This is a genomic window from Streptomyces sp. NPDC046909, assembly GCF_040644695.1.
GTDB lineage: Bacteria > Actinomycetota > Actinomycetes > Streptomycetales > Streptomycetaceae > Streptomyces.
Map to the genome: position 1 here is coordinate 1 of NZ_JBEYXC010000013.1, position 26,070 is coordinate 26,070.

22 protein-coding genes are annotated in these 26,070 nt (G+C 70.7%); 12 read left to right on the forward strand and 10 right to left on the reverse strand.

The annotated features are described in order from the left end of the window. The 4 genes from treS to ABZ928_RS35445 form a co-directional block, all read left to right on the forward strand. Positions 1-1,494: maltose alpha-D-glucosyltransferase (treS, locus tag ABZ928_RS35430; protein ID WP_361528001.1), on the forward strand; the 1,494-nt coding region annotated here is incomplete at its 5' end. A 93-nt stretch (positions 1,495-1,587) separates the two neighbouring features. Then, the gene (locus ABZ928_RS35435; protein WP_361528003.1) at positions 1,588-2,958 is read left to right on the forward strand and encodes a maltokinase; all 1,371 of its coding nucleotides are present in this window, start codon (positions 1,588-1,590) and stop codon (positions 2,956-2,958) included. Between the two features lie 31 nt (positions 2,959-2,989). After that, positions 2,990-5,434, forward strand: coding sequence for a 1,4-alpha-glucan branching enzyme (gene glgB, locus ABZ928_RS35440; RefSeq protein ID WP_361528005.1), 2,445 nt, complete (start codon positions 2,990-2,992; stop codon positions 5,432-5,434). Between the two features lie 67 nt (positions 5,435-5,501). Next, positions 5,502-6,353, forward strand: a complete 852-nt coding sequence (locus ABZ928_RS35445) for a hypothetical protein (RefSeq protein ID WP_361528007.1) — start codon at positions 5,502-5,504, stop codon at positions 6,351-6,353. Here ABZ928_RS35445 and ABZ928_RS35450 read toward each other — a convergent pair. The 4 genes from ABZ928_RS35450 to ABZ928_RS35465 all read right to left on the reverse strand — a co-directional run bounded on the left by ABZ928_RS35450 (position 6,323) and on the right by ABZ928_RS35465 (position 9,967). Further along, positions 6,323-8,563, reverse strand: coding sequence for a UvrD-helicase domain-containing protein (locus ABZ928_RS35450; RefSeq protein ID WP_361528009.1), 2,241 nt, complete (start codon positions 8,561-8,563; stop codon positions 6,323-6,325). The two genes, ABZ928_RS35445 and ABZ928_RS35450, sit on opposite strands and share 31 nt — an antisense overlap. A 167-nt stretch (positions 8,564-8,730) precedes the next feature. Next, positions 8,731-9,045, reverse strand: a complete 315-nt coding sequence (locus tag ABZ928_RS35455; protein ID WP_361528011.1) for a thioredoxin domain-containing protein — start codon at positions 9,043-9,045, stop codon at positions 8,731-8,733. Beyond that, on the reverse strand, positions 9,042-9,428 hold the full coding sequence (locus ABZ928_RS35460) for a MerR family transcriptional regulator (RefSeq protein WP_361528513.1): 387 nt from the start codon (positions 9,426-9,428) through the stop codon (positions 9,042-9,044). The genes ABZ928_RS35455 and ABZ928_RS35460 overlap by 4 nt, the downstream gene beginning before the upstream one ends. A gap of 29 nt (positions 9,429-9,457) precedes the next feature. After that, a complete protein-coding gene (locus tag ABZ928_RS35465; protein ID WP_361528013.1) occupies positions 9,458-9,967 on the reverse strand; it encodes an Lrp/AsnC family transcriptional regulator in 510 nt (169 codons plus the stop codon). Between the two features lie 39 nt (positions 9,968-10,006). Here ABZ928_RS35465 and ABZ928_RS35470 point away from each other — a divergent pair, with 39 nt between their 5' ends. Then, complete coding sequence (locus tag ABZ928_RS35470; protein WP_361528015.1) at positions 10,007-10,927, forward strand: NAD-dependent epimerase/dehydratase family protein; 921 nt, start codon at positions 10,007-10,009, stop codon at positions 10,925-10,927. Between the two features lies 1 nt (position 10,928). Beyond that, on the forward strand, positions 10,929-11,819 hold the full coding sequence (locus ABZ928_RS35475; protein ID WP_361528017.1) for an aldo/keto reductase: 891 nt from the start codon (positions 10,929-10,931) through the stop codon (positions 11,817-11,819). Positions 11,820-11,941: 122 nt separating this feature from the next. On the opposite strand, the gene ABZ928_RS35480 is transcribed toward ABZ928_RS35475, so the two are convergent. Both ABZ928_RS35480 and ABZ928_RS35485 read right to left on the reverse strand, forming a co-directional pair. After that, a complete protein-coding gene (locus ABZ928_RS35480) occupies positions 11,942-13,663 on the reverse strand; it encodes an ATP-binding protein (RefSeq protein ID WP_361528019.1) in 1,722 nt (573 codons plus the stop codon). A gap of 185 nt (positions 13,664-13,848) precedes the next feature. Further along, positions 13,849-14,508 carry a maleylpyruvate isomerase family mycothiol-dependent enzyme gene (locus ABZ928_RS35485; RefSeq protein ID WP_361528021.1) on the reverse strand — a complete coding sequence of 220 codons (660 nt, stop codon included), beginning with the start codon at positions 14,506-14,508 and terminating at the stop codon, positions 13,849-13,851. Between the two features lie 90 nt (positions 14,509-14,598). Between ABZ928_RS35485 and ABZ928_RS35490 the strand changes: the two genes are divergently transcribed. Then, complete coding sequence (locus tag ABZ928_RS35490; RefSeq protein ID WP_361528023.1) at positions 14,599-15,039, forward strand: MarR family transcriptional regulator; 441 nt, start codon at positions 14,599-14,601, stop codon at positions 15,037-15,039. Positions 15,040-15,051: 12 nt separating this feature from the next. Here ABZ928_RS35490 and ABZ928_RS35495 read toward each other — a convergent pair whose 3' ends face one another. Both ABZ928_RS35495 and ABZ928_RS35500 read right to left on the reverse strand, forming a co-directional pair. Beyond that, positions 15,052-15,816: a DUF2127 domain-containing protein gene (locus ABZ928_RS35495; protein WP_361528025.1), complete on the reverse strand. Its 765-nt coding sequence runs from the start codon at positions 15,814-15,816 to the stop codon at positions 15,052-15,054. A gap of 91 nt (positions 15,817-15,907) precedes the next feature. Beyond that, positions 15,908-17,614 (reverse strand): MFS transporter, encoded by a 1,707-nt coding sequence (locus tag ABZ928_RS35500; protein ID WP_361528027.1) that lies wholly within the window; start codon positions 17,612-17,614, stop codon positions 15,908-15,910. A 111-nt stretch (positions 17,615-17,725) separates the two neighbouring features. On the opposite strand from ABZ928_RS35500, the gene ABZ928_RS35505 reads away from it, so the two are divergent. Beyond that, positions 17,726-18,343 carry a TetR/AcrR family transcriptional regulator gene (locus ABZ928_RS35505; protein WP_361528029.1) on the forward strand — a complete coding sequence of 206 codons (618 nt, stop codon included), beginning with the start codon at positions 17,726-17,728 and terminating at the stop codon, positions 18,341-18,343. Positions 18,344-18,414: 71 nt separating this feature from the next. Here the strand turns inward: ABZ928_RS35505 and ABZ928_RS35510 are convergent, their stop codons facing one another. Further along, positions 18,415-19,794, reverse strand: coding sequence for a cation:dicarboxylase symporter family transporter (locus ABZ928_RS35510; protein WP_361528031.1), 1,380 nt, complete (start codon positions 19,792-19,794; stop codon positions 18,415-18,417). A 153-nt stretch (positions 19,795-19,947) separates the two neighbouring features. Here ABZ928_RS35510 and ABZ928_RS35515 point away from each other — a divergent pair, with 153 nt between their 5' ends. Continuing rightward, the gene (locus ABZ928_RS35515; RefSeq protein ID WP_361528033.1) at positions 19,948-21,744 is read left to right on the forward strand and encodes a sensor histidine kinase; all 1,797 of its coding nucleotides are present in this window, start codon (positions 19,948-19,950) and stop codon (positions 21,742-21,744) included. Further along, the gene (locus ABZ928_RS35520; RefSeq protein ID WP_361528035.1) at positions 21,741-22,439 is read left to right on the forward strand and encodes a response regulator; all 699 of its coding nucleotides are present in this window, start codon (positions 21,741-21,743) and stop codon (positions 22,437-22,439) included. The genes ABZ928_RS35515 and ABZ928_RS35520 overlap by 4 nt, the downstream gene beginning before the upstream one ends. On the opposite strand, the gene ABZ928_RS35525 is transcribed toward ABZ928_RS35520, so the two are convergent. Beyond that, positions 22,423-22,986 (reverse strand): hypothetical protein, encoded by a 564-nt coding sequence (locus ABZ928_RS35525; RefSeq protein ID WP_361528037.1) that lies wholly within the window; start codon positions 22,984-22,986, stop codon positions 22,423-22,425. The two genes, ABZ928_RS35520 and ABZ928_RS35525, sit on opposite strands and share 17 nt — an antisense overlap. Positions 22,987-23,084: 98 nt before the next feature. On the opposite strand from ABZ928_RS35525, the gene ABZ928_RS35530 reads away from it, so the two are divergent. Further along, a complete protein-coding gene (locus ABZ928_RS35530) occupies positions 23,085-23,993 on the forward strand; it encodes a 5'-methylthioadenosine/S-adenosylhomocysteine nucleosidase (RefSeq protein WP_361528039.1) in 909 nt (302 codons plus the stop codon). A 28-nt stretch (positions 23,994-24,021) separates the two neighbouring features. Beyond that, complete coding sequence (locus ABZ928_RS35535; protein WP_361528041.1) at positions 24,022-26,013, forward strand: tetratricopeptide repeat protein; 1,992 nt, start codon at positions 24,022-24,024, stop codon at positions 26,011-26,013. Positions 26,014-26,070: the final 57 nt, after the last annotated feature.

A 26,070-nucleotide genomic window follows, 5' to 3' on the forward strand; every position in this document is an offset into this window, starting at 1 on the left:
CCCTTCTTCAAGTCGCCGCTGCGCGACGGCGGTTACGACGTCTCCGACTACACCGCCGTCCTGCCCGAGTTCGGCGACCTCGCCGACTTCGTCGAATTCGTCGACGCCGCCCACCAACGCGGCATGCGCGTCATCATCGACTTCGTCATGAACCACACCAGCGACCAGCACCCGTGGTTCCAGGAATCCCGCGCCAACCCCGACGGCCCCTACGGCGATTACTACGTCTGGGCCGAGGACGACAAGCAGTTCCAGGACGCCCGAATCATCTTCGTCGACACCGAGGCCTCCAACTGGACCTTCGACCCGGTCCGCAAGCAGTACTACTGGCACCGCTTCTTCTCTCACCAGCCGGACCTCAACTACGAGAACCCGGCGGTCCAGGAGGAGATCATCTCCGCGCTGCGGTTCTGGCTGGACCTCGGCATCGACGGCTTCCGCCTCGACGCGGTGCCGTACCTCTACCAGCAGGAGGGCACCAACTGCGAGAACCTCCCGGCGACCCACGAGTTCCTGAAGCGGGTCCGCAAGGAGATCGACGCGCACTACCCGGACACGGTGCTGCTGGCGGAGGCGAACCAGTGGCCCGAGGACGTCGTCGACTACTTCGGCGACTACCAGTCCGGCGGCGACGAATGCCACATGGCCTTCCACTTCCCCGTCATGCCCCGCATCTTCATGGCGGTCCGCCGCGAATCCCGCTACCCGGTCTCCGAAATCCTCGCCAAGACGCCCGCGATTCCGTCCAGTTGTCAGTGGGGCATCTTCCTCCGTAACCACGACGAGCTCACCCTCGAAATGGTCACCGACGAAGAACGCGACTACATGTGGGCCGAATACGCCAAGGACCCCCGCATGCGCGCCAACATCGGCATCCGGCGGCGGCTCGCGCCCCTCCTCGACAACGACCGCAACCAGATCGAACTGTTCACCGCCCTCCTGCTGTCCCTCCCCGGCTCGCCGATCCTCTACTACGGCGACGAGATCGGCATGGGCGACAACATCTGGCTCGGCGACCGTGACGCCGTACGCACGCCGATGCAGTGGACGCCGGACCGTAACGCAGGTTTTTCCTCCAGTGATCCCGGGCGGCTGTATCTGCCGACCATCATGGATCCCGTCTACGGCTACCAGGTCACCAACGTCGAGGCCTCCATGAGCAGTCCGTCCTCGCTGCTGCACTGGACCCGCCGCATGATCGAGATCCGCAAGCAGAACCCGGCGTTCGGCCTCGGCTCCTACACCGAACTCCAGTCGTCCAACCCGGCCGTGATCGCGTTCCTCCGCGAGTACGAGGACGACCTCGTCCTGTGCGTGCACAACTTCTCCCGCTTCGCGCAGCCCACGGAGCTGGACCTGAGCACGTTCAACGGTCGGCATCCGGTCGAGCTGTTCGGCGGGGTGCGATTCCCGGCCATCGGGGAGCTGCCGTACTTGCTGACGCTGGCGGGGCACGGCTTTTACTGGTTCCGGCTCCGCAAGGACGCCGTCTGAGAGCCCGGCGGGGCGGAGTTCCTCGGTTTCTCCCGTCCCGCCCGGGGCACGCATCAGTAACACCCCGTCCACCCGGGGAAAGGACGCGACGCCATGTCGGAAGCCGTCACCCGTACCGCCACGACAAGCCCCGCCCTCCTGGCGTCACTTGATCCACTGCTGCGGGAGTGGCTGCCGAGGCAGCGCTGGTTCGCGGGCAAGGGCCGTCCCGTCACCGGGTTCACCCTGGTCGCGGCGACCGAACTGCTTCCGGCCGACGGCAAGCTGGGCCTGTACCACCTCCTGGTCCAGGCCCATCAGCCCATGACCCGCGGCGACTGCTACCAGCTCCTCATAGGGGTGCGCGAGGCGCTGCCACCCCATCTGGCGCCCGCGCTGATCGGCCACCTGGAGGAGGGCCCGCTCGCCGGACGCACGGTGTACGAGGCCCTGTACGACCCCCGGCCCGCCGAGGTGCTCCTGGAGGCGCTGCGCTCCCGGGCCCGGATCGGCGGGCTGCGCTTCGAACGGGACCCGGGCCAGGAGATCCGGCCCGGTCTGGTGCCCCGCGTGCTGGCCGCCGAGCAGTCGAACTCGTCGGTCGTCTACGGAGATACGTTCATCCTGAAACTCCTCCGCCGGATCGTGCCCGGCGTCAACCCCGACCTGGAACTCCCGCTCGCGCTGGCCCGCGAGGGCTGCCCGCGGGTGCCCGCGCCGACGGGGTGGATGCTCGCCGAGCTGGACGGGGAGTCGTACGTCCTCGGGGTGCTCCAGCCCTTCGTGAAGGGCGCGGCGGACGGCTGGGAGCTGGCGCTGCGCGAGCTGGCCAAGGGCGAGGACTTCACCGCGGAGGCGCGGGCGCTGGGGCGGGCCACCGCCGAGGTGCACACGGCGCTCGCCCGCGCGCTGCCCTCGGTGACCCTCGGCCACGCCCAGCTGCGGCTGCTGGTCGACGGCATGATCGAGCGCCTCGACGCCGCCGTGCAGGCGGTGCCCGCGCTGCTGCCGTACGCCGCCGGGCTGCACTCGGCGTTCACGGCGCTGGACGACCTGGCCGCCGAGGGCCGTACCTGGACCGCCCAGCGCATCCACGGCGATCTGCATCTCGGGCAGTGCCTGCGCTCGCCCGCCGGGCCCTGGTCGCTGATCGACTTCGAGGGCGAACCGTCGAAGCCGCTGGCCGAGCGCCGGATGCCGCAGCCTCCGGCCCGGGACGTGGCCGGCATGCTGCGCTCCTTCGACTACGCCGCCCTCTCCGCCGACCCGCCCGCGCCCGGCTGGGCCCACGCCTGCCGGGCCGCCTACTGCTCCGGGTACGCCGAGGTCGCCGGCGCGGATCCGCGTACCGACCCCGTGCTGCTGCGCGCCTACGAGACGGACAAGGCGATCTACGAGGTCGTCTACGAGGCCCGGCACCGCCCCGACTGGCTGCCCGTGCCGCTGGCCGCGATCGAGCGGTACGCCACATCCGACCTGATCTGATCCGACCCGCACAGCCGAGGAGGCTCCACCAGTGACCCCCCGCCCCCCGTCCAGCGATCCGGATCCGAAGAAGTCGGCCAAGAAGGCCGCGAAGAGCGTGAAGAAGGCAGCGGAGAGGGAGACGTCGGCGGTCAAGAAGGCAGCTGCCAAGACGCCCGCCGTGAAGAAGGCAGCTGTGAAAAAGGCCGCTGTGAAGAAGGCCGTCGCCAAGAAGGCCGCTGCCAAGAAGGTCGGCACGAAAAAGGCAGCCACCGAAAAAGTCGCCTCACCCACCCCTGCGCTGCCGCCGGAGGCATCCGCCCTCGACGCCCACGACCGCGACCGCCTCCGCGCCGGCACCCACCACGACCCGCACGCCGTCCTGGGCGCCCACCCGCTGCCCGGCGGCATCGCCTTCCGTGTGTTCAAGCCGTACGCCCTGTCCGTCACGGTCGTCGCCGACACGTTCCGGGCCGAGTTGCACGACGACGGGGACGGCTTCTTCTCGGGCCTGCTGCCGCTGCGGGAGGTCCCGGAGTACCGGCTGCTCGTGGCGTACGAGGGGAGCGCGCAGGACACCGAGGACGCGTACCGTTTCCTGCCCGCGCTGGGCGATCTGGATCTGCATCTGATCGGCGAGGGCCGGCACGAGGAGCTGTGGCGGGCGCTGGGCGCGCAGCCGATGACCCACCAGGGCGTGCCCGGCACCCGGTTCACGGTGTGGGCGCCGAACGCGCGCGGGGTGAGTCTCGCCGGCACCTTCAACTTCTGGGACGGCACCGGATATCCGATGCGCTCGCTCGGCTCCTCCGGGGTCTGGGAGCTGTTCGTGCCCGGCATCGGCGAGGGCGAGCTGTACAAGTTCGAGATCACCCGGCCGGACGGTTCGAAGACCCTGCGCGCGGACCCGCTGGCCCGCCGCACCGAGGTCCCGCCGAACACGTCGTCGATCGTGCAAGCCTCGCACCACGAGTGGGGGGACGCGGCGTGGCTGGAGCAGCGGGCCGAGACACCCGCGCACGAGGGGCCCTTCTCGGCGTACGAGGTCCATCTGCCCTCCTGGCGCCCCGGGCTGACGTACCGTCAACTGGCCGAGCAGCTCCCCGCGTACGTCAAGGATCTCGGCTTCACGCATGTCGAGCTGATGCCGGTCGCCGAGCACCCCTTCGGCGGGTCGTGGGGCTACCAGGTCACCGGGTTCTACGCGCCGACGGCCCGGCTGGGCACGCCGGACGACTTCAAGTACCTGGTGGACGCGCTGCACCAGGCCGGGATCGGCGTCATCATGGACTGGGTTCCGGCCCATTTCCCGCGCGACGACTGGGCGTTGGCGGAGTTCGACGGGCGGCCCCTGTACGAGCACGAGGATCCGCTGCGTGCCGCGCACCCGGACTGGGGGACGCTGGAGTTCGACTTCGGGCGCCGTGAGGTGCGCAACTTCCTGGTGGCGAACGCCCTTTACTGGTGCGAGGAGTTCCATATCGACGGGCTGCGGGTGGACGCGGTCGCCTCGATGCTCTACCTCGACTACTCGCGCGAGCCGGGCCAGTGGCTGCCGAACGAGCACGGCGGCCGGGAGAACCTGGACGCGGTCGCGTTCCTGCAAGAGATGAACGCCACCGTGTACCGGCGGGTGCCGGGCGTGGTGACCATCGCCGAGGAGTCGACGGCCTGGGACGGCGTCACGCGGGCCACCCACCACATAGGCCCGGGCGGTTTCGGGGGTCTGGGGTTCGGGCTGAAGTGGAACATGGGCTGGATGCACGACTCGCTGGACTATGTGCAGCATGAGCCGGTCCACCGCAAGTACCACCACAACGAGATGACGTTCTCGATGGTGTACGCGTACAGCGAGAACTATGTGCTCCCGATCTCGCATGACGAAGTCGTGCACGGCAAGCGGTCGTTGGTGTCGAAGATGCCGGGCGACTGGTGGCAGCAGCGCGCCAACCACCGCGCCTATCTCGGCTTCATGTGGTCTCACCCGGGCAAGCAACTCCTGTTCATGGGCCAGGAGTTCGCGCAGGGAGCGGAGTGGTCGGAGGCGCACGGCCCGGATTGGTGGCTGCTCGACCCGGCGTACGGGGCGGAGGCGGATCACCGTGGCGTCCGGGACCTGGTCCGCGACCTCAACATCGTCTACCGCCACACCCCGGCCCTGTGGCAGCGGGACACGACCCCCGACGGCTTCCAGTGGGTCGTCGGTGACGCGGCGGACGACAACGTCTTCGCCTTCCTGCGCTTCGACGCGGAAGGGGTCCCCCTTCTGTCCGTCTCCAACTTCTCCCCCGTCGTCCGCCCCGACTACCGCCTCGGCGTCCCCGACGACATCCCCGCCTGGCACGAGTCCCTCAACACCGACCTCGCCAAGTACGGCGGCGGCGACGTCACCAACCCGGACGCCGTGAAGCCGGAGGCGACACCGTGGCACGGTCACCCGGCCAGCATCCAGCTGACGCTGCCGCCCCTGGCAACGGTCTGGCTACGGCCCGCGTAGCCGCGAGCGGCGCTTCCTTAGAGTGGTCCGGGTCGATGTCCGTGCCCCACGGGGGAGTTGAGGGCTCATGCGATCCGGAGGCAAGCGCGGGGCGGCCGCGGCCGCCCCGCTCTGCGCGCTCGCCGTACTGCTTCTCGGCGCGTGCGGGACCCAGGTGGCGGGCCAGGGCGGCCCCACCCCGTCGGCCACCGAGCCGCACTGGACGCTGTCGGCGCCCACGCGCTCCCAGATCACCGGCGCCGAACTCGGTACCGACGGACGCACGGTGACCATCGCCGTGGACGTGCCCAGTGGCCCGAACCCGTGTGTGCGCGACCTCAAGGCGGAACTCACCGAGCCCGTCGCGAACACCGTGCCGGTCCAGGTCACCTTCACCTCGCCGTCCGGGGACCGCGGCTCCGGCTGCACGAAATCCACCACGGCGAAGGCCCGGGTCAAGCTCCCCGAACCCCTGGGAGACCGCGAGCTGGTGGTCGGCTACCCCGGCGCCGTCTTCACCGCCGACGGCGCCAAGCCGCCCGCGCTGCGACTCTGCGGCGATCTGGGCTGCACGCCGGCGGCCACCGGCTGCACCACCGGCTCCTACGAGCAGGCGGTGAAGGCGGTCGACTCACCCGCCCACACTTACCGCGACGCGGAACACTGCGACGGCAAGTGGCTGGTCCTGGACATCTCCTGGCCCACCGGCCCGGTCTGCGGCGACCCCGGGAACGACGGTTGCGCGCCCCATCTGGGCGACCGCTGGTTCTACAAGGCCGAGGAGTCGGGCTGGAAGCCGTTCTTCCGGACCGCGACAGGGGGCTGCCAGGCGGTGCAGGACAGGGAGCCGGACTTCCCGACCGCCCTGTGCGCGCCCCTGGAGCCCCTCGCCCCGTCCCTGCACCCGAACTACGCCTCCTCGGCGCCCCCGTCCTCCTGATCGGCCAGCGCCCTGGGCAACCGCCCCGTGTGCAGCACCCCCAGTCGCTGCGTGGCCCGGGTCAGCGCCACGTACAGGTCGCTCGTGCCGTACAGCCCCGGCTCGACCACCAGCACCGAGTCGAATTCGAGGCCCTTGGACTGCCGGGGGTCGAGGAGGACGACGGTCCGGGTCAGGTCGGGCTCGGCGCCCGCGGTCACTCCGTCCAGGTGGGCGGCCAGCCTGCCGTGGAGATGGCGTGGGGCGATGACCGCGAGCCGGCCCTCGGCGGGGGTCAGCTCAGCGACCGCCTTGGCGACGGCGCCGGGGAGGTCGTCGGTGGCGCGCACCCAGGGCCGTACGCCTGTCGAGCGGACCGAACTCGGCGGTTCGAAGTCGGGGTGCTCCGCCCGTACGACGGCCGCCGCCAGCTCCATGATCTCCGCGGGCGTGCGGTAGTTGACGCCGAGGCGGGTGTGCTCCCAGCGGTCCTCGACATACGGTTCCAGGATCTTCCGCCATGACCCGACGCCCGCCGCCTCCGCGGTCTGCGCGGGGTCGCCGACCAGGGTCATCGAGCGCGTGGGGCTGCGCCGCATGAGCAACCGCCAGGCCATCGGCGACAGTTCCTGCGCCTCGTCGACGATGATGTGCCCGAACGCCCAGGTCCGGTCGGCCGCCGCGCGTTCGGCGGCGCTGCGGTGGTCGTCCTCCTCCTGCCGCTCGGCGAACCGCTCGGCGTCGATGATGTCGTGGGCCGACAGCACCTCGGAGTCCTCGTCGTCGATGTCCTCGAACTCGTAGGTCCGGGAGGCGTACGACACGTCCAGCACGCCCTGCGCGTAGGCGACCTGCGTCTCCCGCTCGCGCTCGGCCCGCGCCCGCGCCAACCGCTCGTCCACGCCCAGCAGTTCGGCGGCCTCGTCGAGCAGCGGTACGTCGGACACGGTCCACGCGCGGGTCACCGGGCGGCGGATCGCGGCCGCGTCCTCGTCGGGGAGGTAGCCGACCGGGTCGGCGAGGAAGTCCGCGACCAGGCGCTGCGGGGTCAGGCGCGGCCACAACTGGTCGATGGCGGCCCAGACTTCACGGTTCTCGGCGAGCTCGTCCCGGATCTGCGTGATGTCGCTGGCGTCGAGCAGGCTGGAGCCGTCGTACGGGTCGGTGCCGACGCGCTCGGCGTACAGCTCGGTGAGGGTGTTGAGGATGTGGCCCTCGAAGTGCTCGCGGGCGACGTTGTGCGGCAGCTCGGCCTCGCGTGTGCGTTCGCGGGCCACCCGCACCAGGTCGTCGTCGAGCATGAGGATCTCGCGTTCGTGCTCGATCGCGATCACCGGGTCGGGCAGCGACTGCCAGTCGCGTACGGCTTCGGCGAGCACGTCCGCCATGTCGGCGCGGCCCTTCACCGCGGCCGCCGCGCGAGTGTCGGCGGCCTTCGCCCGTACGCCGGGGAAGAGTTCGCCGACCGTCGCCAGGAGCACGCCGGTCTCGCCGAGTGCGGGCAGCACCTCGCCGATGTAGCCGAGGAAGGCGGGGTTGGGGCCGACGATGAGGACGGCGCGCTTGGCGAGCAGCTCCCGGTGTTCGTAGAGGAGATACGCGGCCCGGTGCAGGGCGACGGCCGTCTTGCCGGTGCCGGGGCCGCCCTCGACGACCAGGATCCCGCGGTGCGGGGCGCGGATGATCTCGTCCTGTTCGGCCTGGATGGTCTGCACGATGTCGTGCATCCGGCCGGTGCGGGCGGCGTCGAGCGCGGCGAGCAGCACGGCGTCGCCGGTCGGGTCCTCGTGCCCGGTGCGCTCCTCGTCGCCGAGGTCGAGGATCTCGTCGTGCAGGGCGGTGACCGTCCGGCCCTCGGTGGTGATGTGCCGGCGCCGCCGCAGGCCCATCGGGGTGTGCCCGGTGGCGAGATAGAAGGGCCGGGCGACATCGGCCCGCCAGTCGATCAGGACCGGGGTGCGTTCGGCGTCGTCGGTGCGCAGCCCGATGCGGCCGATGTGGTGGCTCGTGCCCGGGGTCAGGTCGATCCGGCCGAAGCACAGCGACCCGTCGACGGCGTTGAGCGCGGCGAGCAGCCCCGACCGCTCGGCGACCAGGATGTCCCGCTCCAGGCGGGCCTGCATGGGCGTGTTGCCCTGGGCGAGGGCGTCGGTGACTCCGGCCTCGGTGTGACCGCGCAGGGCGTCCACGCGCGCGTACAAGGTGTCGATGAATTCCTGCTCACGCCGCAATTCATCGTCTGGAAAACCGGTGTTTGACAATTCCACTCCCGCCCGGATATACTGTGCCTACTGAACTTCTCCACGACTCAATTCCCGTAAAGTCGCGAACCATTGAGTCTAAGCAAAAGAATCCCCCCGGCGCAATTGCCGAGGGGATTTTTTCGTTATGCGGGTAGCTAGATGACGTCGGCTAGTTCCTCCAGCAGACGGCGCTTCGGCCGGGCCCCCACCATGGACTTCACGGGCTCACCGCCACGGAAGACCATGAACGTGGGCATCGAGAGAACCTTGTAGGCATTCGTGGTCAGCGGATTGTGGTCCACGTTCAGCTGGACGACCTTGAGCCGGTCGCCCTCCTCCGCCGAGAGCGCGCGCAGCACGGGCCCCATCTGCCGGCACGGCGGGCACCAGTCCGCCGTGAACTCCACCAGCACCGGCAGATCGGCGCCGATCACTTCCGCCGCGAAATCCTCGTCCGTCACATCGATCACAGCTCATGCCCTCCCAGTTCGCACACAGGTGGTTCGCCATCGGCCGCGGCCAGCCGTACGCCGATCTGCGCGCGCACGGTCTGCAAGTCGCCGATCAGCTCGTCCAGTTCCGCCAGCTTGCGCCGGTACACCGCGATCGACGCGGGGCACGAGTCGCCCTCCGGGTGCCCGGAGCGCAGACACTCCACAAAGGGGCGCGTCTCCTCCAGGTCGAACCCGAAGTCCTGGAGCGTCCTGATCTGCCGCAGCAGCTTCAGGTCGCTCTCGTCGTACGTCCGGTATCCGTTGCCGCCCCGCCGGGCGGGCAGCAGTCCGCGTGACTCGTAGTACCGCAGCGTCCGGGTCGTGGTCCCGGCCCGCGCGGCCAGCTCGCCGATTCGCATGTCCACGAACGTAATCCTTTACGCCGACGTCAAGGCAACAGCGGTTTCCGCTCCACCGGAGAGGTCAGCACGATCGAGGTCGTGGTGCGGCCCAGCGCGGACACCTGCTCCAGGACCTCCTCCAGATGGACGGTGTCCCGGACGGCGACCTTGAGGATCCAGCAGTCCTCGCCGACCGCGTGGTGCACCTCGATGATCTCGGGGCGTTCGATGAGCTCCAGGGTCCTGGGGTGCTTCAGGTTGTAGCCGCCGTGCGGATTGACCCGGATGAACGCCTGGATGCCGTACCCGAGCCGGCCCGGCACGACATGGGCGCCGTACCCGCTGATCACCCCCGCCGCCTCCAGCCGCCGCACCCGCTCGGTGACCGCCGCCGGACTCAGCCGCACCCGCCGCCCCAGCTCGCTCAGCTTGATCCGTCCGTCGGTCTGGAGGAGCTGGAGGATCTGCCGGTCCAGCTCGTCGAAGGCCACCGAGGTTTCGCTGGCGGCGGGGCGCAGATGCCGGGGTTCTTTCGGTACGGCGGCCGGAACTCCCATGGTTCCCCCTTCAGGACGTGGATGTACGCCGGGAGAATTATGGTCATGGAAGAGGCACGGGAGATACTGGTCATCGGCGGCAGCCGCTATTTCGGCAAGCGGCTCATCACACGTCTGCTGGCCGCCGGGGACCGGGTGACGGTACTGAACCGCGGCTCGTCCGCCCCGCCGCCCGGCGTGACACACCTCGTCGCCGACCGGAACGACGAGAGGTCCCTCACCGAGGCGCTCGGCTCCCGCACCTTCGACGTCGTCGTCGACCAGGTCTGCTACACACCGAGGCAGGCGGAGATCGCCCGGCGGGTCTTCACGGGACGGACCCGGCGCTATGTGATGACGTCGACGGTCGAGGTGTACGAGTACGAGGACTCCATCACGCCGGTCCGCGAGGACGCCGTCGATCCGCTGACCGTGCCCGTCGATCTCGAACTCCCCTGGGAGGACCCGGAGTTCCTCGACTCCCACTACGGCGAGGGCAAGCGGCAGGCGGAGGCGGTGTTCGCGGCCGCCCCGGACTTCCCGTACGTGGCGGTCCGGGTGGCCCATGTGCTGGGCGGGGCCGACGACTTCACGGGCCGTCTCGACCACTACGCCTCCCGGATCCGGGCCCGCGAGCCGATCGCCGTGCCCTTCTCCAACCAGCCCGCCACCTACATCCACGTCGAGGAGATCGCCGACTTCCTGGTCTGGGCGGCCGGCGCGGACTTCACGGGCCCGGTCAACGCGGCCTCCCACGGCCCGCTGACCACCGTCGACCTGTGCGAGGCGATCGTCGCGCACATACCCGAGGGCAAGGTCGTCCTCCAGCTCGTCGAGGTCGGCGAGGTCTCCCCGTTCTCCTTCTTCCGCTCCTACGGCATGGACAACTCCCGCGCCACGAAGCTCGGTTTCGTCTTCCGCGCCGCACCGGCCTGGCTGTCGGCAGCCGTCGCGGAGACCCTCGAAAAGGACGACAACTGACATGCGGTACCGCGCACTTGGCGACCTGAAGGTGAGCGCCGTGGGGCTCGGCGCGATGCCGCTGTCCATCGAGGGGCGGCCGGACGAGGAGCGGGCTCTGGCGACCGTACGGGCCGCCCTGGACGCCGGGGTGACCCTGTTCGACACCGCCGACTCCTACCAGCTGCCCGGCGCCGAACCCGGCCACAACGAACGGCTCGTGGCCCGCGCCCTCGCAGATGCGGGCACGGAGGTCCTGGTGGCCACGAAGGGCGGCCGGGGCCGGCCGGCCGACGGCAGCTGGACGGTGAACGGCGACCCCCGGCATCTGAAGCGGGCCGCCGAGGGATCCCTGAAGCGCCTCGGCGTCGAGGCCATCGGCCTCTACCAACTCCACAAGCCGGACCCCGCCGTGCCCTTCGAGGAGTCGGTCGGCGCCCTGCTCGAACTGCTCGACGAGGGCAAGATCCGGCTGGCCGGGGTCTCCAACGCGGACGCGGAGCAGATCCGTACGGCCCGAGCGATCCTCGGTGACCGTCTGGTGTCGGTGCAGAACGAGTACTCACCGGCCGTACGGTCCGCCGAGGCGGAGCTGCGGCTGTGCGCGGAGCTGGGGCTGGCCTTCCTGCCGTGGAGTCCGCTGGGCGGGATCTCGCGCAGTTCGCTGGACGGGCCGTCGGGGCTGCCGGGGACGGGGCGGGTCGGGCGGTACGGGCGGTTCGGGGCCTTCCACGAGGTCGCCGGCGAGCGCGGGGTCAGTCCTCAACAGGTGTGCCTGGCCTGGCTGTTGGCGAAGTCACCGACTCTGATTCCGATCCCGGGGGCGAGCCGTCCGGAGACGATCCGGGACTCGGCGGGGGCGGCGGAGCTGGTGCTGAGCGCGGAGGAGCTGGCGCGGCTGGACGCGGTCTAAGCGCTCCGCTGGATGTGCGGCGACGTGTCGGCGTTCGTCTGCGGCGCCGTCGTGGCTGGTCGCGCAGTTCCCCGCGCCCCTTAGCGGCGCTGCCGTACCGCAGCCGACTTCACCGGGTCCGCTTAGAACGAGGGCGGTGGGCCAGGGGGCCGTGGGGGGTGGATGCGAGGCGGACCGGAGGGCGGCGGACCGAAGGGGGGCGGGTCGTAGAGCGGCGGCTCGTGGGGAGGCGGGTCGTGGGGAGGCGGACCGTAGACGCGGGCGGGGGCCGAGCCGCCGCGGGCGTGCGGGCCCGTGGGCTCGGGCGGCTCATCCCCCGGCATCCAGTACTGGCCGCCCTCGACGTCCTCGTCGCCCTCGACGTCCTCCGCGCCCCGCACCCCGAGCAGCCGCCGCGTCAGCCGGTCGTGGTCGGACAGCAGCTCGTCGAGGGCCTCGCGGACGTCCCGCGGTTCCGTACGCGCCGACTCCCGCTCGGCGGCGACGAGCACGGACCGCCGTACCAGCTCCTTGGTGAAGGAGGCGGTCGTGCCCTCCGTACGGGCCACCACTTCTCCGACGATCTCCGCGTCGAGGCCGAGCCCGCGGCCGTAGAGGTCGAGGAGCCGGGCCCGGCCCTCGGCGTCGGGGAGCGGGATCTCGACGGCGAGGTCGACGCGGCCCGGGCGCTGGGCCAGGGCGGGTTCGAGGAGGTCGGCGCGGTTGGTGGTGAGGAGGAAGGCGACGTCGGCGTCGTCGCCGAGGCCGTCCATCTCGTTCAACACCTGGAAGAGCAGGGGCTGTTCACCGCCGCCGAAGTGCCGGGCCTCCGCGATGAGGTCGCAGTCCTCCAGGACGACGAGGGCGGGCTGGAGCATCCGCGCCAGGGCGCAGGCGGGGGCGATCGCGCCGATGGTGACGCCGGAGAGGATGACGGCCGTGAACTCCGGGAGGTGGGAGAGGAGATAGCGGACGGTGTGGGTCTTGCCGGTGCCGGGCGGGCCGTAGAGGAGAAGCCCCCGGCGCAAGTGCTGCCCGGCCGCGCGCAGTTGCTCGCGGCGCCGGGCCACACCGACGACCTGCCGGTCGACGCGGTCCAGCAGACCGGTCGGCAGCACGATCTCCGCACGGGTCAGGCCGGGCCGACGGTGGAAGCGGAACGGTCCGAGGCCGTGCCCGAACTCCGAGCCCTCGAAGGACAGCACCTGACCACGGAAGACGTTGAGTTCATGCACGAGCACGTCGATCTCGGCGAGCACCCGGTCCGAGAACTCCTTCTCCGCCGCGATGACCTCGATCTCGACCTTGTCGCGCCCGTACTCGTCGGCGGGCCCGCGCAGCAGTACGGCGAACCGCTCACCGCCCTCCTCTCCGAGGAAGAACCCGCAGGACACGCAGGCGAGTTCGGCGTCCGGGGAGACCGGCAGATGGGCGTACTCGACGGCGCCGATGGTGAACCGGTCGTGGCGGTCGGCGGACTCGATGATGTCACCGAGGGAGAGATCACCGCGGTGCCGTGAGCCGCGCAGCCCGACCAGCTCGTGGCAACGGCCGTCGGCGGCGAACCAACTCTCCAGCGCGAGATGCACGTTGGGAAGGTCGTACGACGGATAGGCGGCCTTGACGACGGGCCACCCGGACGGATCCGACCCCAGATGGTCCCGCAACCGCCGGCTCAGATTCCGGCCGTCCTCCCGAGCCTGATCCACCGGCCGGGCGACCGCCATGAGGAACTCCGTGAACAGTTCCTCGATCCGGTCGAGCGACTGCGCCGCGACGGGCTCCACCGCCCCCACGGACACGACCGCATGCCCCGCCCCCGTCCCCGTCCCCTGCGTGGCCCCATACACCTCGGACTCCCCCATGGCCGCCTCCGTACGTCCGGTGCCGAGGCTTTCCAGCGTGCGGCCGAACGGGCGGGCGGGTCAAAGGATGTGGGGCAAGTGGCGGCGAAGGGTCCGGAAAGGGGCGGGAGGTGTCGGCCGACATGTCACTGAGGAACTGACCGAGGGCGTCACCGACGGCGTCAGCGACGAGGCAAGTGAGGACGTCACCGGGGAGCCATGCCCCCCGTCCACGGCTCCCCGGCGCGCTCGGCCCACTCGCGGGCCGCGTCCGGGCGGCCGGTGAGCAGGAGCAGCAGTGCCGAGACGGGACCGCTGATCTCCGCCCCCTCGCCCCGCGTCCACTCGATGTCCGTGGCGACGAGCCGTGCCTTCGGCAGGGGCCAGGGCCGGGGCGGGAAGCGCATGGTCCACACGCGGTCGGCGGAGTCGCGGGCGGCGGTCGGGGGCATCTCGCGGTGGTGGCCGAGGGCGAGGGCGATGTCCTGGCCGTGGACGAGGAGGTCGAGGAGGGGTTCGCGGGGTGAGGTGGTGGGGGCGAGGCGGCGGGAGCCGACGATCGAGCGGAGGTTGCCGACGATGTCCTCGACCGGCAGCGCGGCCTCGCGTACGGCGGAGTCGTGGATCATCCGGTTCCAGTCGCCACGGGCCCGGAGCATCTCCCGTACGACCTGCCCGTAGGTGAAGCGCGCGGCGATCGTCAGATGCGCGGCCACGTCCCGGACCCGCCAGTCACCGCACCGCGTCCGCGTCTCCCACTCCTCCGGGCTCAGCCCGTCCAGCAGATCGGCCAGGCTCTCCCGCTCCCGGTCGACGATCTGCCAGAGCTCGTCGGTGTCCAGCGCGGCTTCCGATACGGCACCCATGGGAATCACCCACCCAAGTGGTAAGCTTCTCTGACCAAATTAGTCAGAGACTCTGACCAATGTCAAGCACCTGAACTGGAGACGGCGACCATGGCGACGGAGAGCGACCTCAACACGGGCGTGCTCCTGTTCCTCCCGTACCGGGCCCTGGAGAACCGCGTCTTCGCCGCCCTCGCCGAGGCCGGTTTCGACGACTTCACGCCCGCCCAGGCCCGGGTCATGCAGCGCATCGGCCCCGAGGGCACGCGGCTGACCGAACTGGCCGAACAGGCCCAGATCACCAAGCAGACCGCGGGCTTCCTGGTCGACCAGCTGGAGAAGACGGGCTATGTACGACGCGTCCCGGACCCGACCGACAAGCGGGCCCGGCTGGTGTGCGGCGCGGAGAAGGCGTGGGCGGCGAAGGAGGTCGCCGACGGGGTGGTCGCCGCGGTCGAGAGGGAGTGGGAGGAGCATCTCGGCAAGCGGCGGATGAAGCAGCTGCGTGAGGCGCTGGCGTTGTTGCGGGAGATCACTGACCCCTGGGCCTGACGTCCCGCCGGGTCAGGCGGGCACCTTCGCCGCCTCCTCGACCTCCAGCAGTGACGCGCTCCGCCGTTCCGCCTCGAAGGCGCGGTGGCCGCCGCGCAGCCCGAACAGCCGCTTGGCCAGCAGGATGTAGAGGACGGCGAGGATGTTCAGGACCAGCGTGCCGATCTTCAACCAGCTGATGTGCTCGGTGAGTTCGTAGATCTCCAGGGGGAGGAAGGCGGCCGTGGCGACCACCGTCAGATACTCCGCCCAGCGCTTGGCGTACCAGAGGCCGACCGCCTCGACGAGTTCGATCACCGCGTAGGCGAGCAGCAGCACCGCCACCAGGACAAGGGTGTCGTGGCGGTAGCCGAAGGTCTTCTGGAGGGTGCCGACGACCGGTGAGTGGTCGAGGTCGTAGTGGAAGTGCTTGAACACCGGGCGGAAGACGTCCAGGTACTCGTCGAAGAGCCGGCGCACCGCGTCCTGGCTGTTGCTGAACTTCCACACCGCCAGCGCCACCAGCACGATGAACACCCCGCGCACCGCCCGCTCGACCGCGAGGAAGCGCAGGACGAACAGGTCGCGCAGCACCTTGCCGCGCGGCACAAGCGGGGCCTCGGAGGCCGGTCCCGAACCATGCGGCTCGCCCAGCGCGAAGTCCCCGCAGCGCAGACAGCGCCAGACCTCCCCGAGCGCGGTCTCGGCGTGCAGCCGGATCCGCAGCCGGGGGTCGTCCGGCGCGTACGTCACATGCCCGCGCCGCGCACACGTCCGCCGGTCCCAGTCGATCGCCATCCCCCGTGCCTCCACCGAACGAACGTGCCGCGCCTGTACGGACTACTGACAGACGCGGCACGCTAGTGGGAGCGGGTAAGAGTTCGGTGAGTCAGCGCCTGCCGGCCGGCTCCTTCTCCTTCGCCTCCTCCGTCGGAGCCTCCGTCGACGCCTCCACCGGCTCCTCCATCGACTCCGCCCCCTTCTTCCGCCCCGGCAGCAACACCGCGACCAGGACGGTCCCGACGCCGAGGATCACCGCGCCGATGAGGCTGGTGTGCGCGACCGCGTCCGAGAAGGAGGAGCCGACGGCCTCGGCCATCTGCCGTGCCCCGCCCGCGAGTTGCTCGGCCTGCGCCTTCAACTGGGCCGCCTGCTGGGGGTCGGTGGCCTGCGCCGCCTGCCCTGCCAGCTGCTGAGCCTTCTCTCCGATGCCCTGCGCGACCGCGTACCCGGCGCCGACCGAGTCCTGGGCCGTGGCCAGGGTGGACGCGGGGAGCTTGCTGCCGCTCGTCGCGTCGGACAGGTGGTCCGCGTACGAGGTCGCCAGCAGCGAGCCGAGGATCGCGATGCCGAGCGAGCCGCCGAGTTCGATCGAGGTGTCGTTCACCGCGCCGCCGACCCCCAGCTCGGACTCCGGGAACGCCCCCATGATCGCGTCCGTGGCGGGTGAGAGCGCGAGCCCGATCGCCAGGCCCAGGACGATGAGAGGGGCGACGAAATCGCCGTACGACGAACTCGCGTCGACCTGCGTCAGCAGGGCGAGCGCCGCCGTGCCGCCGACCATGCCCGCGGTGACCGTCCACTTCATGCCGACGCGCGGGGTGAGGAACCCGGTCAGGGCCGAGCCGGCGAAGACGGCACCGGCGAGGGGCAGCATGCGCAGGCCGGTCTCCAGGGCGCTGTAGCCGAGGACGAACTGGAGGTGCTGGGTGAGGTAGTAGAAGGCGCCGAAGACGGCCAGGAAGAACAGCGCGACGGCGAGGTTGGAGCCGGCGAAGCCGCGGTCGGCGAAGCGGCGGACGTCGACGACGGGACGCGGGTGGCGCAGCTCCCAGACGACGAAGGCCAGCAGTCCCGCCCCCGCCACGACCGCCGCGGTGATCGCCTTCACGCCCCAGCCGAAGTGCGGCCCCTCGATGATCATGTACACCAGCGAGCCGATCCAGATCACCGACAGCAGTCCGCCGACGTAGTCGATCCGGCCGTGCTTCGCGGCCTTGGACGGCGGTACGAGGGCGAGGGCGGCGACGATCGCGACGGCGGCGATCGGGACGTTGATCAGGAACGTCGACGACCAGCTGTAGTGCTCCAGGAGCGCGCCCGCGACCAGCGGACCGGCCGCGATCGCGACGCCCGAGGTGGCGGTCCAGACGGTGATCGCCTTGGCGCGTTCGGCGCGCGGGAAGGTGGCCGCGAGCAGGGAGAGCGTCGCGGGCATGATCATCGCGGCGCCGAGTCCCATCACGGCGCGGGCCGCGATGACCGTCGTAGAGCTGTCGGCGAAGTAGCCGAAGACGGATCCGCCGCCGAAGACGGTGAGGCCGAGGAGGAGGGCGCCGCGGCGGCTGTACTTGTCGCCGATCGCGCCGAGCAGAAGCATCAGCGCGGCGTACGGGACGGTGTAGCCGTCGATGACCCACTGGAGGTCCGCGCTGGAGAGGCCGAGGTCCTCGGTCATGGCGGGCGCGGCGACCGTGAGGGCGGTGTTGGCCATCACGATGATCAGCAGGCTCAGGCAGAGGACCAGGAGTGCCCACCAGCGGCGGGCGTAGGGGCGGTCCGTCCTCTCGACCGGTTCGGTCATGACGAGTCGCATGGCAGGGGTGGCCTTCCTCAGCGGACTTGCACAGGGCTGTGCATTTTCACAACAGTGTGCAATGTACGCCGATTGCACAGCGGTGTGCAAGTCCATGGGCGAGAGGGCACAATGGCGTCCATGACCACGGGTAACACCAGCCGCGCCGACGCCAACCGCCGTCGCATCCTCGACGTGGCGCTCGCCGAGCTGCTGCGCGACCCCGACGCGTCCATGGACCAGATCGCACGCGCCGCGGGGGTCGTACGGCGGACCGTGTACGGCCACTTCCCCAGCCGGGAGGCGCTGGTCGGCACCCTCGTCGACGGCGCGGTCGAGGCGGTGGCGGCGGCGCATGCGGCCGGGCGCGGGGACGCGGAGGATCCGGAGCGGGCGCTGGCCGGGTCGACCCTGGCGGTCTGGGAGGTCGCCGACCGCTACCGCATCCTCGTCGCGCTGGCCCAGCGGAGCGTGACGATGCAGGGCATCCGGGAGCGGCTCGCCCCGGTGCGGGAGTCCTGCGAGGCGCTGCTGCGGCGCGGTCTGGAGGAGGGCGTGTTCGACTCCCCGCTGCCGCCGGCGGCCCTCGCGTACGTCCACGAGCAGCTGCTGTTCGCCGTGATGGAGGCGGTGAACGACGGCCTCCTCACAGCCGAAGAGGCGGGCCGCTCCGCCGCGGTCACTGTCCTGACCGCGGCGGGCGTACCCGCCTCTCGTGCCACCGAGCTGGTGGCGAAGCTGAGCGATTGAGTTGTTGCTGTAGGGGATGCCCGGGCGGCTGAGCGACGGGGGAGCAACTCAGCCGCCCGGAGTCTGTGGAACTAGGCCTTCGCCAGTTCCTTCTCGCCGCCCTGCTCCGGTACGTCCGCGTGCTCCTGGTCCTCGTCCAGCAGTGTCTTCTCGTCGAAGGGGAGGTGTCCGGCGAGGACCTGGTCGACGCGCTGGCGGTCGATCTCCTTGGTCCAGGTGCCGACCAGCACCGTGGCGACGGCGTTGCCCGCGAAGTTGGTGAGGGCGCGGGCCTCGCTCATGAAGCGGTCGATGCCGACGATGAGGCCGATGCCGTCCACGAGGGCGGGCTTGTGGGACTGGAGGCCGCCGGCGAGGGTCGCGAGACCGGCACCGGTGACACCCGCGGCGCCCTTGGAGGCGACGAGCAGGAAGAGCAGCAGCGGGATCTGCTCACCGATCGACATCGGCGTACCCATGGCGTCGGCGATGAACAGCGAGGCCATGGTCATGTAGATCATGGTGCCGTCGAGGTTGAAGGAGTAGCCGGTCGGGACGGTGATGCCGACGACGGGCTTGCTGACGCCGAGGTGCTCCATCTTCGCGATGAGGCGCGGCAGCGCGGACTCGGAGGAGGAGGTCGACAGGATCAGCAGGAACTCACGGCCTAGGTACTTGAAGAGCGTGAGGATGTTGAGCCCGGCGACGACCCGCAGCAGCGTGCCGAGGACGATGAAGACGAAGAGGAAGCAGGTGACGTAGAAGCCGAGCATCAGGACCGCGAGATCCTTCAGCGCGTCCACACCGGCCGAACCGACGACCGCGGCCATCGCGCCGAAGGCACCGATCGGGGCCGCCCACATGACCATCGCGAGGATGCGGAAGACGAGGCGCTGGATGTGCTCGACGCCGCGCAGGATCGGCTGTCCGGCGGAGCCCATGGCCTGGAGCGCGAACCCGGCGAGCAGCGCGATCAGCAGGGTCTGGAGGACCTCGCCCTCGGTGAAGGCGGACACGAACGTCGTCGGGATGATGCCGAGGAGGAACTCGGTGGTGTCCTTGGCCTCCGCGTCGACCTGTGCGTGACCGACGTCCTTGACCGCGTCGGTGACGGCGAGGCCGGAGCCCGGGTCGAGGATGTTGCCGACGATGAGGCCGATACCGAGCGCGACCAGCGACATGACCAGGAAGTAGCCGAGGGCGATACCGCCGACGGCGCCGACCTTGGCGGCCTTCCGTACCGAGCCGATGCCCAGGACGATCGTGCAGAAGATGATCGGGGAGATCATCATCTTGATCAGGGCCACGAACCCGGTGCCGATCGGCTTCAGCTCGACGGCGAAGTCCGGCGCGACCATGCCGACGACGATGCCGATGGCGACCGCGACGATGACCGCGATGTAGAGATAGTGGGTGCGGTCCTTCTTGACTGCGGTTGCCGTATCGGGGGATGCGGGGGTGCTGGCGGCCACGGCTGCCCTCCTTCTGACGTCTTCGTCGGCACAGACCGGAGTGCGGCTCACGTCCGGGCTTTTGAGGAATGCCGTGACTATCTCCTGCCCTGTGAGGGCGGTCACCCTTCCGTTCATTTAGTTCACACTTAACCTGCGAGGCACACTGACGACATGCGCATCCCCGTCCCGAGACCCCGCAGCCTGGCAGGCCAGCTCTTCGCGATGCAGGCCGTGCTGATAGCGGTGCTCGTCGCGGGCTACGCGCTCTTCACGTACGTCAGCGACCGCAGCCAGGCCGAGGACGCGGCGGGCCGGCAGGCCATGGGCGTGGCCCGCGCGGTCGCCGACGCCCCATCGGTGCGGGAGGCCATCCGTACGCCGGACCCGTCGGCGAAGCTCCAGCCGTATGCCCTGCGGGTCATGCACGACGCCGACGTCGACTTCGTCACGATCATGGATCCGAAGGGCATCCGCTGGACCCACCCCCGCGAGGACCAGATCGGCAAGCACTTCCTGGGCAACATCAACCCCGCCCTCGGCGGCGACTCCTTCACCGAGACCTATACGGGCACCCTCGGCCCGTCGGTCCGCGCGGTCACCCCGATCAAGGCGAACGGCCAGGTCATCGGCCTGGTCAGCGCGGGCATCAAGGTCGAGGCGATCAGCAAGCGGGTGCAGGGCCAGCTGACGGCCCTGCTCGGGGTCGCCGGGGGCGCGCTGGCGCTGGGCGCGATGGGCACGTACATCGTCAACGCCCGGCTGCGCCGCCACACCCACGGCATGAACGCGACCGAGCTCAGCCATGTGCACGACTACCACCAGGCCGCGCTGCACGCGGTGCGCGAGGGCCTGCTGATGCTGGACGGCCAGTACCGGGTCGCGCTGATCAACGACGGCGGCCAGGAGCTGCTGGGCGTCGCCGGTGACGTGGTCGGCCGCTCGGTCGCGGAACTGGGCCTGCCCGCACCGCTGACGGGCGCGCTGCTGGCCTCGGAGCCGAGGGTGGACGAGGTCCATCTGACGGCGGACCGGGTCCTGGTGGTGAACACCTCCCCGGTCTCGGGCGGCGAACGCCGGGGCACGGTGGTCACCCTGCGCGACGTCACCGAACTCCAGTCGCTGATGGGCGAGTTGAACTCCGAACGCGGCTTCACCCAGGCCCTGCGCTCCCAGGCCCACGAGGCCGCGAACCGCCTCCACACGGTCGTGTCCCTCATCGAACTGGGCCGGGCGGAGCAGGCGGTGGACTTCGCGACGGCCGAACTGGAGCTGGCCCAGGCCCTCACCGACCAGGTCGTGGCGGCGGTGAGCGAACCGGTGCTGGCCGCCCTGCTGCTGGGCAAGACGGCCCAGGCGAACGAGCGGGGCGTCGAGCTGGTGGTGTCGGAGGACAGCCGCCTCGACGACGGTCTGCTCCCGGAGTCCCTCCCCGCCCGGGACCTGGTGACGATCCTCGGCAACCTCATCGACAACGCCGTCGACGCGGCCCAGGGCAGCGTCCGGGCCCGGGTGACGGTGACGGCCTACACGGACGGCAGCGAGCTCGTCCTACGGGTCTCCGACACGGGCGAGGGCGTGGACCCCGCGCACACGGAGGCGGTGTTCCAGCGCGGCTTCTCGACGAAGCCTGCGGGGCCGGGCGGACGCGGGCTCGGCCTGGCCCTCGTGCGGCAGGCGGTGACCCGGCACGAGGGGACGCTGACGGTGGCGGAGGCGGCCGGGGGCGGGGCGGAGTTCGAGGTGCGGGTGCCGCTGCGGGGGGACGGGGTGCGGGGCGAGGGCGCGCGGGCCGGAAGGGGGGCCGGGGGTGCGGCGCGGACGGGCGTGCCCGAAGATGCGTCGACGACAGGTGCCGAGCCGCGGGACACCGAGCCGCACGCCCCGGAGCCGGAGGGCGCGGGCACGCGAGGCACCGGTCCGCATGGCGCCGGTCCGTCCCGGCGTACCGCTTCTGGAGGTGACGCATGACGGGTGAGCAGGGTGTGCAGCCCATCCGTGTCCTGGTCGTCGAGGACGACCCGGTCGCCGCCGACGCCCACGTCATGTACGTCAACCGGGTGCCGGGCTTCACGGCGGTCGGCAAGGCGCACACCGGCGCGGAGGCCCGCCGCCTGCTGGACCGTACGCCGGTCGACCTGCTGCTCCTCGACCTCCACCTGCCGGACGTCCACGGCCTCCAGTTCGCGCGCTCGCTGCGCGCGGCGGGCCACCAGGCGGACGTAATCGCGGTGACGTCGGCACGGGACCTGACGGTGGTACGGGAGGGGGTGTCGCTGGGCGTGGTCCAGTACGTCCTGAAGCCGTTCACCTTCGCGACCCTCCGAGACCGGCTCGTGAGGTACGCCGAGTTCCACGCGGCGGCGGGCGAGGCGAGCGGCCAGGACGAGGTGGACCGGGCGCTGGCGTCCCTGCGGGCACCGGGCCCGGCGGCACTGCCGAAGGGCTTGAGCGCGCCGACGCTGGAACGCGTGACATCGGCGCTGCGGGACTCGACGGAAGGGCTCACGGCGACCGGCCTGGCGGAGGTCGTGGGCATCTCCCGCATCACGGCCCGCCGTTACCTGGAACACCTGGTGGACGCGGGACGGGCGGCACGGGCCCCGCAGTACGGGACGGTCGGCCGCCCGGAGCTCCAGTACCGGTGGGTCAAGGGCCAGCGGTGACCTGCGGCTGCTGCCCGAACGGCCGCGCGTAGAGCACGACTTGGACCCCGAGCCCGATGACGCTGAGGGCTTCGAGCACGGACAGGAAGAGCAGCCCGGCGACACCTCCCCCGGCAGCCCAGTAGACGGTGAGCCCGGCGAACGGCACGACACAGAAGGCGAGCAGATCGATCCCGCACTGGATAACCTTGCGGGAACGCCGGCGCGGGTCGGACCGATGGGCGACCTCCCACCCGAACACACCCTCCGTCTGCGCGAGTTGGGCGAGCCGAGGCCCGAGCCCCTCCCGTATGTGCTTGCCGATCGCCGAGATCTTCTCGTCGTTGACGAGATAGGTCCACCCGAGGACCACACACACCGGCGGCAGCGCGAGCAGCATGTCCGGCCGCTTCGCCTGCGCGGTGGCGGCGATGACGGCGGCGACGACGGTGAGCGTCACATAGAGCAGATTGTCCCGGAACCCGATCCGTGTCTTCTGCTCCTCCTTCGCGGTCTGGTACTCGGCGAGGAGCAGCTGCCCGACGGTGACGTCGTTGGGGCTGGGCATGTCGTACGTCCTCCTCATGTCTTACGTGTCTTACGTGTCTTACGTGCTCCTCGGTCGGCGCCAACCACGTCCCGCCGCAGGTCACTTGGCCGTACCTTATGGGAGTGACTCGACCCATCGTGGCGGTGCTGACCGCGTTGTCGCTGGAGTACACGGCCGTACGACAGCACCTGACGGACGTCCGGAAGACCGAGCACCGCCGGGGCACCCGCGCCGAGGTGGGCCGGTTGCCAGGCACCCCATGGTCGGTGGCGCTGGTGGAGATGGGCGAGGGAAATCTGACGGCCGCCGCGCTCACGGAGCGGGTGATGTCGTGGCTGGAGCCGGAGGCGGTGTTCTTCGTCGGGGTCGCGGGAGGCCTGAAGAGCGACATCGCGTTGGGGGATGTGGTGGTGGCGACCAAGGTGTACGCCGTCCACGGCGGCAAGGAGACCCCGGACGGCTTCCTCGTACGACCGGACGCCTGGCGCGCCTCCCACCGGCTGGCCTCGGCGGCGCGGGACGCGTTGCGGGACGATCCCCGGGCGCACCTGAAGCCGATCGCCGCGGGGGATGTCGTACTGGCCGCGGGGTCGTCGTCCGCGCTGGCCGAGCATCTGCGCAGGAACTACAACGACGCCGCCGTCATCGAGATGGAGGGCGCGGGGGTGGTGAGTGCGGTGGACCTCGCGGGTGGGGACGCGTTGGTGATCCGGGGGATCAGCGACCGGGCGGACGGGGACAAGTCCCGGGCGGACGGGGAGGGTTGGCAGCCCCGGGCGGCGGCGAGCGCGGCGTCGGCGGTGGTGGCGGTGTTGCGGGAGCTGCGGCCGTTTCGGGGGCGGGGCGGCTCCGCCGGTTCGGGTGAGGCCGAGGACTCTGAGGAGGGGCCCCATCGCGGAAACGGCGTTCGCGGGTCCGGGTCCGTCTATGGAGGGGACCACTTCGACTTCCGGAACAGCACGTTCTTCGGGCCGTACGTGGCCAAGCGGGTGGAACGGGGCGAGCGGGGGGACGGGGAGCGGTAGACGGGGTGCCGTGCACGGACCGGTGCCGGTGGCCACGGCCGCGTTGCCCGCGGTGCCGGCGGGGTTCACCGGGCGGGAGGAGGATCTGGCTCGCTTGATGCCGGTGCTGGATCCGGGGAGTGCCGAGTCCGATCTGCCGGTGGTGATCTGTGCGGTGTCGGGGTTGGGCGGGATCGGGAAGACGTCGTTGGCGTTGTGTGCGGCGCATCGGGCGGTGCGGGAGGGGTGGTTTCCCGGGGGGACGCTGTTCGTGGACTTCCGGGGGTACGACGAGGATCCGGTGACGGCGGATCAGGCGGTCGTGGCGTTGTTGGACGGGATGGGGGTTCGGGGGGCGGAGCTGCCGCAGACGGTGGCGGGCCAGTACGGGCTCTATCGGCGGCTGTTGGCCGAGGAGGGGCGGTCGATGCTCCTGATCCTCGACAACGCGTCGGACCCGGGACAGGTCGCTCCGCTCTTCCCCTGGACCGATCACCACCGGGTGCTGATCACATCACGGGACCGGCTGACGAACCTGGACGCACGGCTGCTCGACCTGGACGTCCTCAAGCCGGAGGCCGCGGCTCTGGCTGTCGACCGGCTGCTGCGGCTGGCCGACGGTGGAGATGACCGGGCCGCCCGAGAGCCGGAGGCCATCGCCGAGCTTGCCGAGCTGTGCGGGCATCATCCGCTGGCGCTGCGGATCGCGGGAGGCATGCTGCGCAAACGCCGGTACCGGACCATCGCGTCCCTCGTGGACGAGTTGCGGGAGGCCGAGGATCGGGCGGGGGCCTTGGGGGTCAGGCCGGTCTTCGAAGTGGCGTACGAGCAACTGCCGCCGGAGCAGGCGAGGTTGCTGCGTCTGGTGTGCCTGGCTCCTACCGCCGAGGTCAGTGGTGAGGCGGCGGAGGCGCTGGCGGGGCTGGGGGGTCAGCGGACGGTCGGGCTGTTGGAGGAGCTGGCCTCCTCGCATCTTGTGACGCCGGTGCCGTCGGGTGGGGATGTGCGGTGGCGGTTGCATGACCTGGTGCGGGCGTTTGGGATGGCTGTGGTGGCGGGGGACGCCGGGTTGCGGGAAGAGGGAGAGCAGGCGCGGGAGCGGTTGCTGGGGTTCTACTGGCGGCGGGCGAATGCGGCCAATGACCGGTTGCGGTGGCTGCCGGGGAGGCCCGAGCCGGAGCAGTTCGGCGACCGGGCGGGGGCGCTCGCGTGGCTGGACGGGGAGCGGGCCGGACTGGTGGGGGCGGTGGACTGGGCGGGTGAGGAGCGGCATACGCGGCATGCGGTGCGGTTGGCCATGTGTCTGGACACGTATTTGCAGTGGCGGAGGTACTTCGATGACGCGATCGCCGTGGCGCGGGCTGCTCGGGAAGGTGCCCACCGGATCGGGGATCGCGCATGCGAGGCAGGAGCGTGGAACAACCTCGGCAGCGCCCTGCAGGATGCGGGCCGGACGGACGAGGCGATCGACACCCTCACCCAAGCCCGGGACCTGCATCAGACCGCCGGGGATCGCCAGCGCGAGGCCAACGCAATGGCCCTCCTCGGCCTCGCCCTACGGGATGCGGGCCGGGGAGAGGAAGCGATCGAGACTTACACCTGTGCCCTCGACCTGTACCAGGTTCTGGGGGATCGCCGTGGCGAGGGCATGGCGTGGAACAACCTCGGCAACCTCCTGCAAGATGCGGGCCGGTTGGAGGAAGCAATCGATGCCCACGTCCGCGACCGCGACGTGTGCCAGGTTCTGGGGGATCGCCATGGCGAGGGCGCAGCGTGGAACAACCTAGGCGTCGCCCTGCAGGATGCGGGCCGGGTGGAGGAAGCGATCGAGGCGTACGGCAAGGATCTGGAGATCTGTCGTGAGTTCGGGGACTGGTACGGGACCGGCCAGACCCTCAGCAACCTGGCCCGCGCCAACCGGGACGTCGACCGCCCCGCCGAAGCCCGCGCCTACTACCTCCAAGCCGCCGACGCCTTCACCCAAGCCAACGCCCCCACCGAAGCCGCCAACGCCCAATCCGCCGCAGACGCATTGACCTGACTAGACCACCCCACCTACGTTCACCAGGCACCCATCCCGCGCGACACCCCCACGTGA

Excerpts from the sequence above, each read along its gene's own strand:
- ABZ928_RS35435 (WP_361528003.1), top strand. The coding sequence starts at position 1,588 with ATGTCGGAAGCCGTCACCCGTACCGCCACGACAAGCCCCGCCCTCCTG.
- ABZ928_RS35445 (WP_361528007.1), top strand. The coding sequence starts at position 5,502 with ATGCGATCCGGAGGCAAGCGCGGGGCGGCCGCGGCCGCCCCGCTCTGC.
- ABZ928_RS35460 (WP_361528513.1), bottom strand. The coding sequence starts at position 9,428 with ATGCGAATCGGCGAGCTGGCCGCGCGGGCCGGGACCACGACCCGGACG.
- ABZ928_RS35465 (WP_361528013.1), bottom strand. The coding sequence starts at position 9,967 with ATGGGAGTTCCGGCCGCCGTACCGAAAGAACCCCGGCATCTGCGCCCC.
- ABZ928_RS35470 (WP_361528015.1), top strand. The coding sequence starts at position 10,007 with ATGGTCATGGAAGAGGCACGGGAGATACTGGTCATCGGCGGCAGCCGC.
- ABZ928_RS35475 (WP_361528017.1), top strand. The coding sequence starts at position 10,929 with ATGCGGTACCGCGCACTTGGCGACCTGAAGGTGAGCGCCGTGGGGCTC.
- ABZ928_RS35480 (WP_361528019.1), bottom strand. The coding sequence starts at position 13,663 with ATGGGGGAGTCCGAGGTGTATGGGGCCACGCAGGGGACGGGGACGGGG.
- ABZ928_RS35485 (WP_361528021.1), bottom strand. The coding sequence starts at position 14,508 with ATGGGTGCCGTATCGGAAGCCGCGCTGGACACCGACGAGCTCTGGCAG.
- ABZ928_RS35490 (WP_361528023.1), top strand. The coding sequence starts at position 14,599 with ATGGCGACGGAGAGCGACCTCAACACGGGCGTGCTCCTGTTCCTCCCG.
- ABZ928_RS35495 (WP_361528025.1), bottom strand. The coding sequence starts at position 15,816 with ATGGCGATCGACTGGGACCGGCGGACGTGTGCGCGGCGCGGGCATGTG.
- ABZ928_RS35500 (WP_361528027.1), bottom strand. The coding sequence starts at position 17,614 with ATGCGACTCGTCATGACCGAACCGGTCGAGAGGACGGACCGCCCCTAC.
- ABZ928_RS35505 (WP_361528029.1), top strand. The coding sequence starts at position 17,726 with ATGGCGTCCATGACCACGGGTAACACCAGCCGCGCCGACGCCAACCGC.
- ABZ928_RS35515 (WP_361528033.1), top strand. The coding sequence starts at position 19,948 with ATGCGCATCCCCGTCCCGAGACCCCGCAGCCTGGCAGGCCAGCTCTTC.
- ABZ928_RS35520 (WP_361528035.1), top strand. The coding sequence starts at position 21,741 with ATGACGGGTGAGCAGGGTGTGCAGCCCATCCGTGTCCTGGTCGTCGAG.
- ABZ928_RS35525 (WP_361528037.1), bottom strand. The coding sequence starts at position 22,986 with ATGCCCAGCCCCAACGACGTCACCGTCGGGCAGCTGCTCCTCGCCGAG.
- ABZ928_RS35530 (WP_361528039.1), top strand. The coding sequence starts at position 23,085 with ATGGGAGTGACTCGACCCATCGTGGCGGTGCTGACCGCGTTGTCGCTG.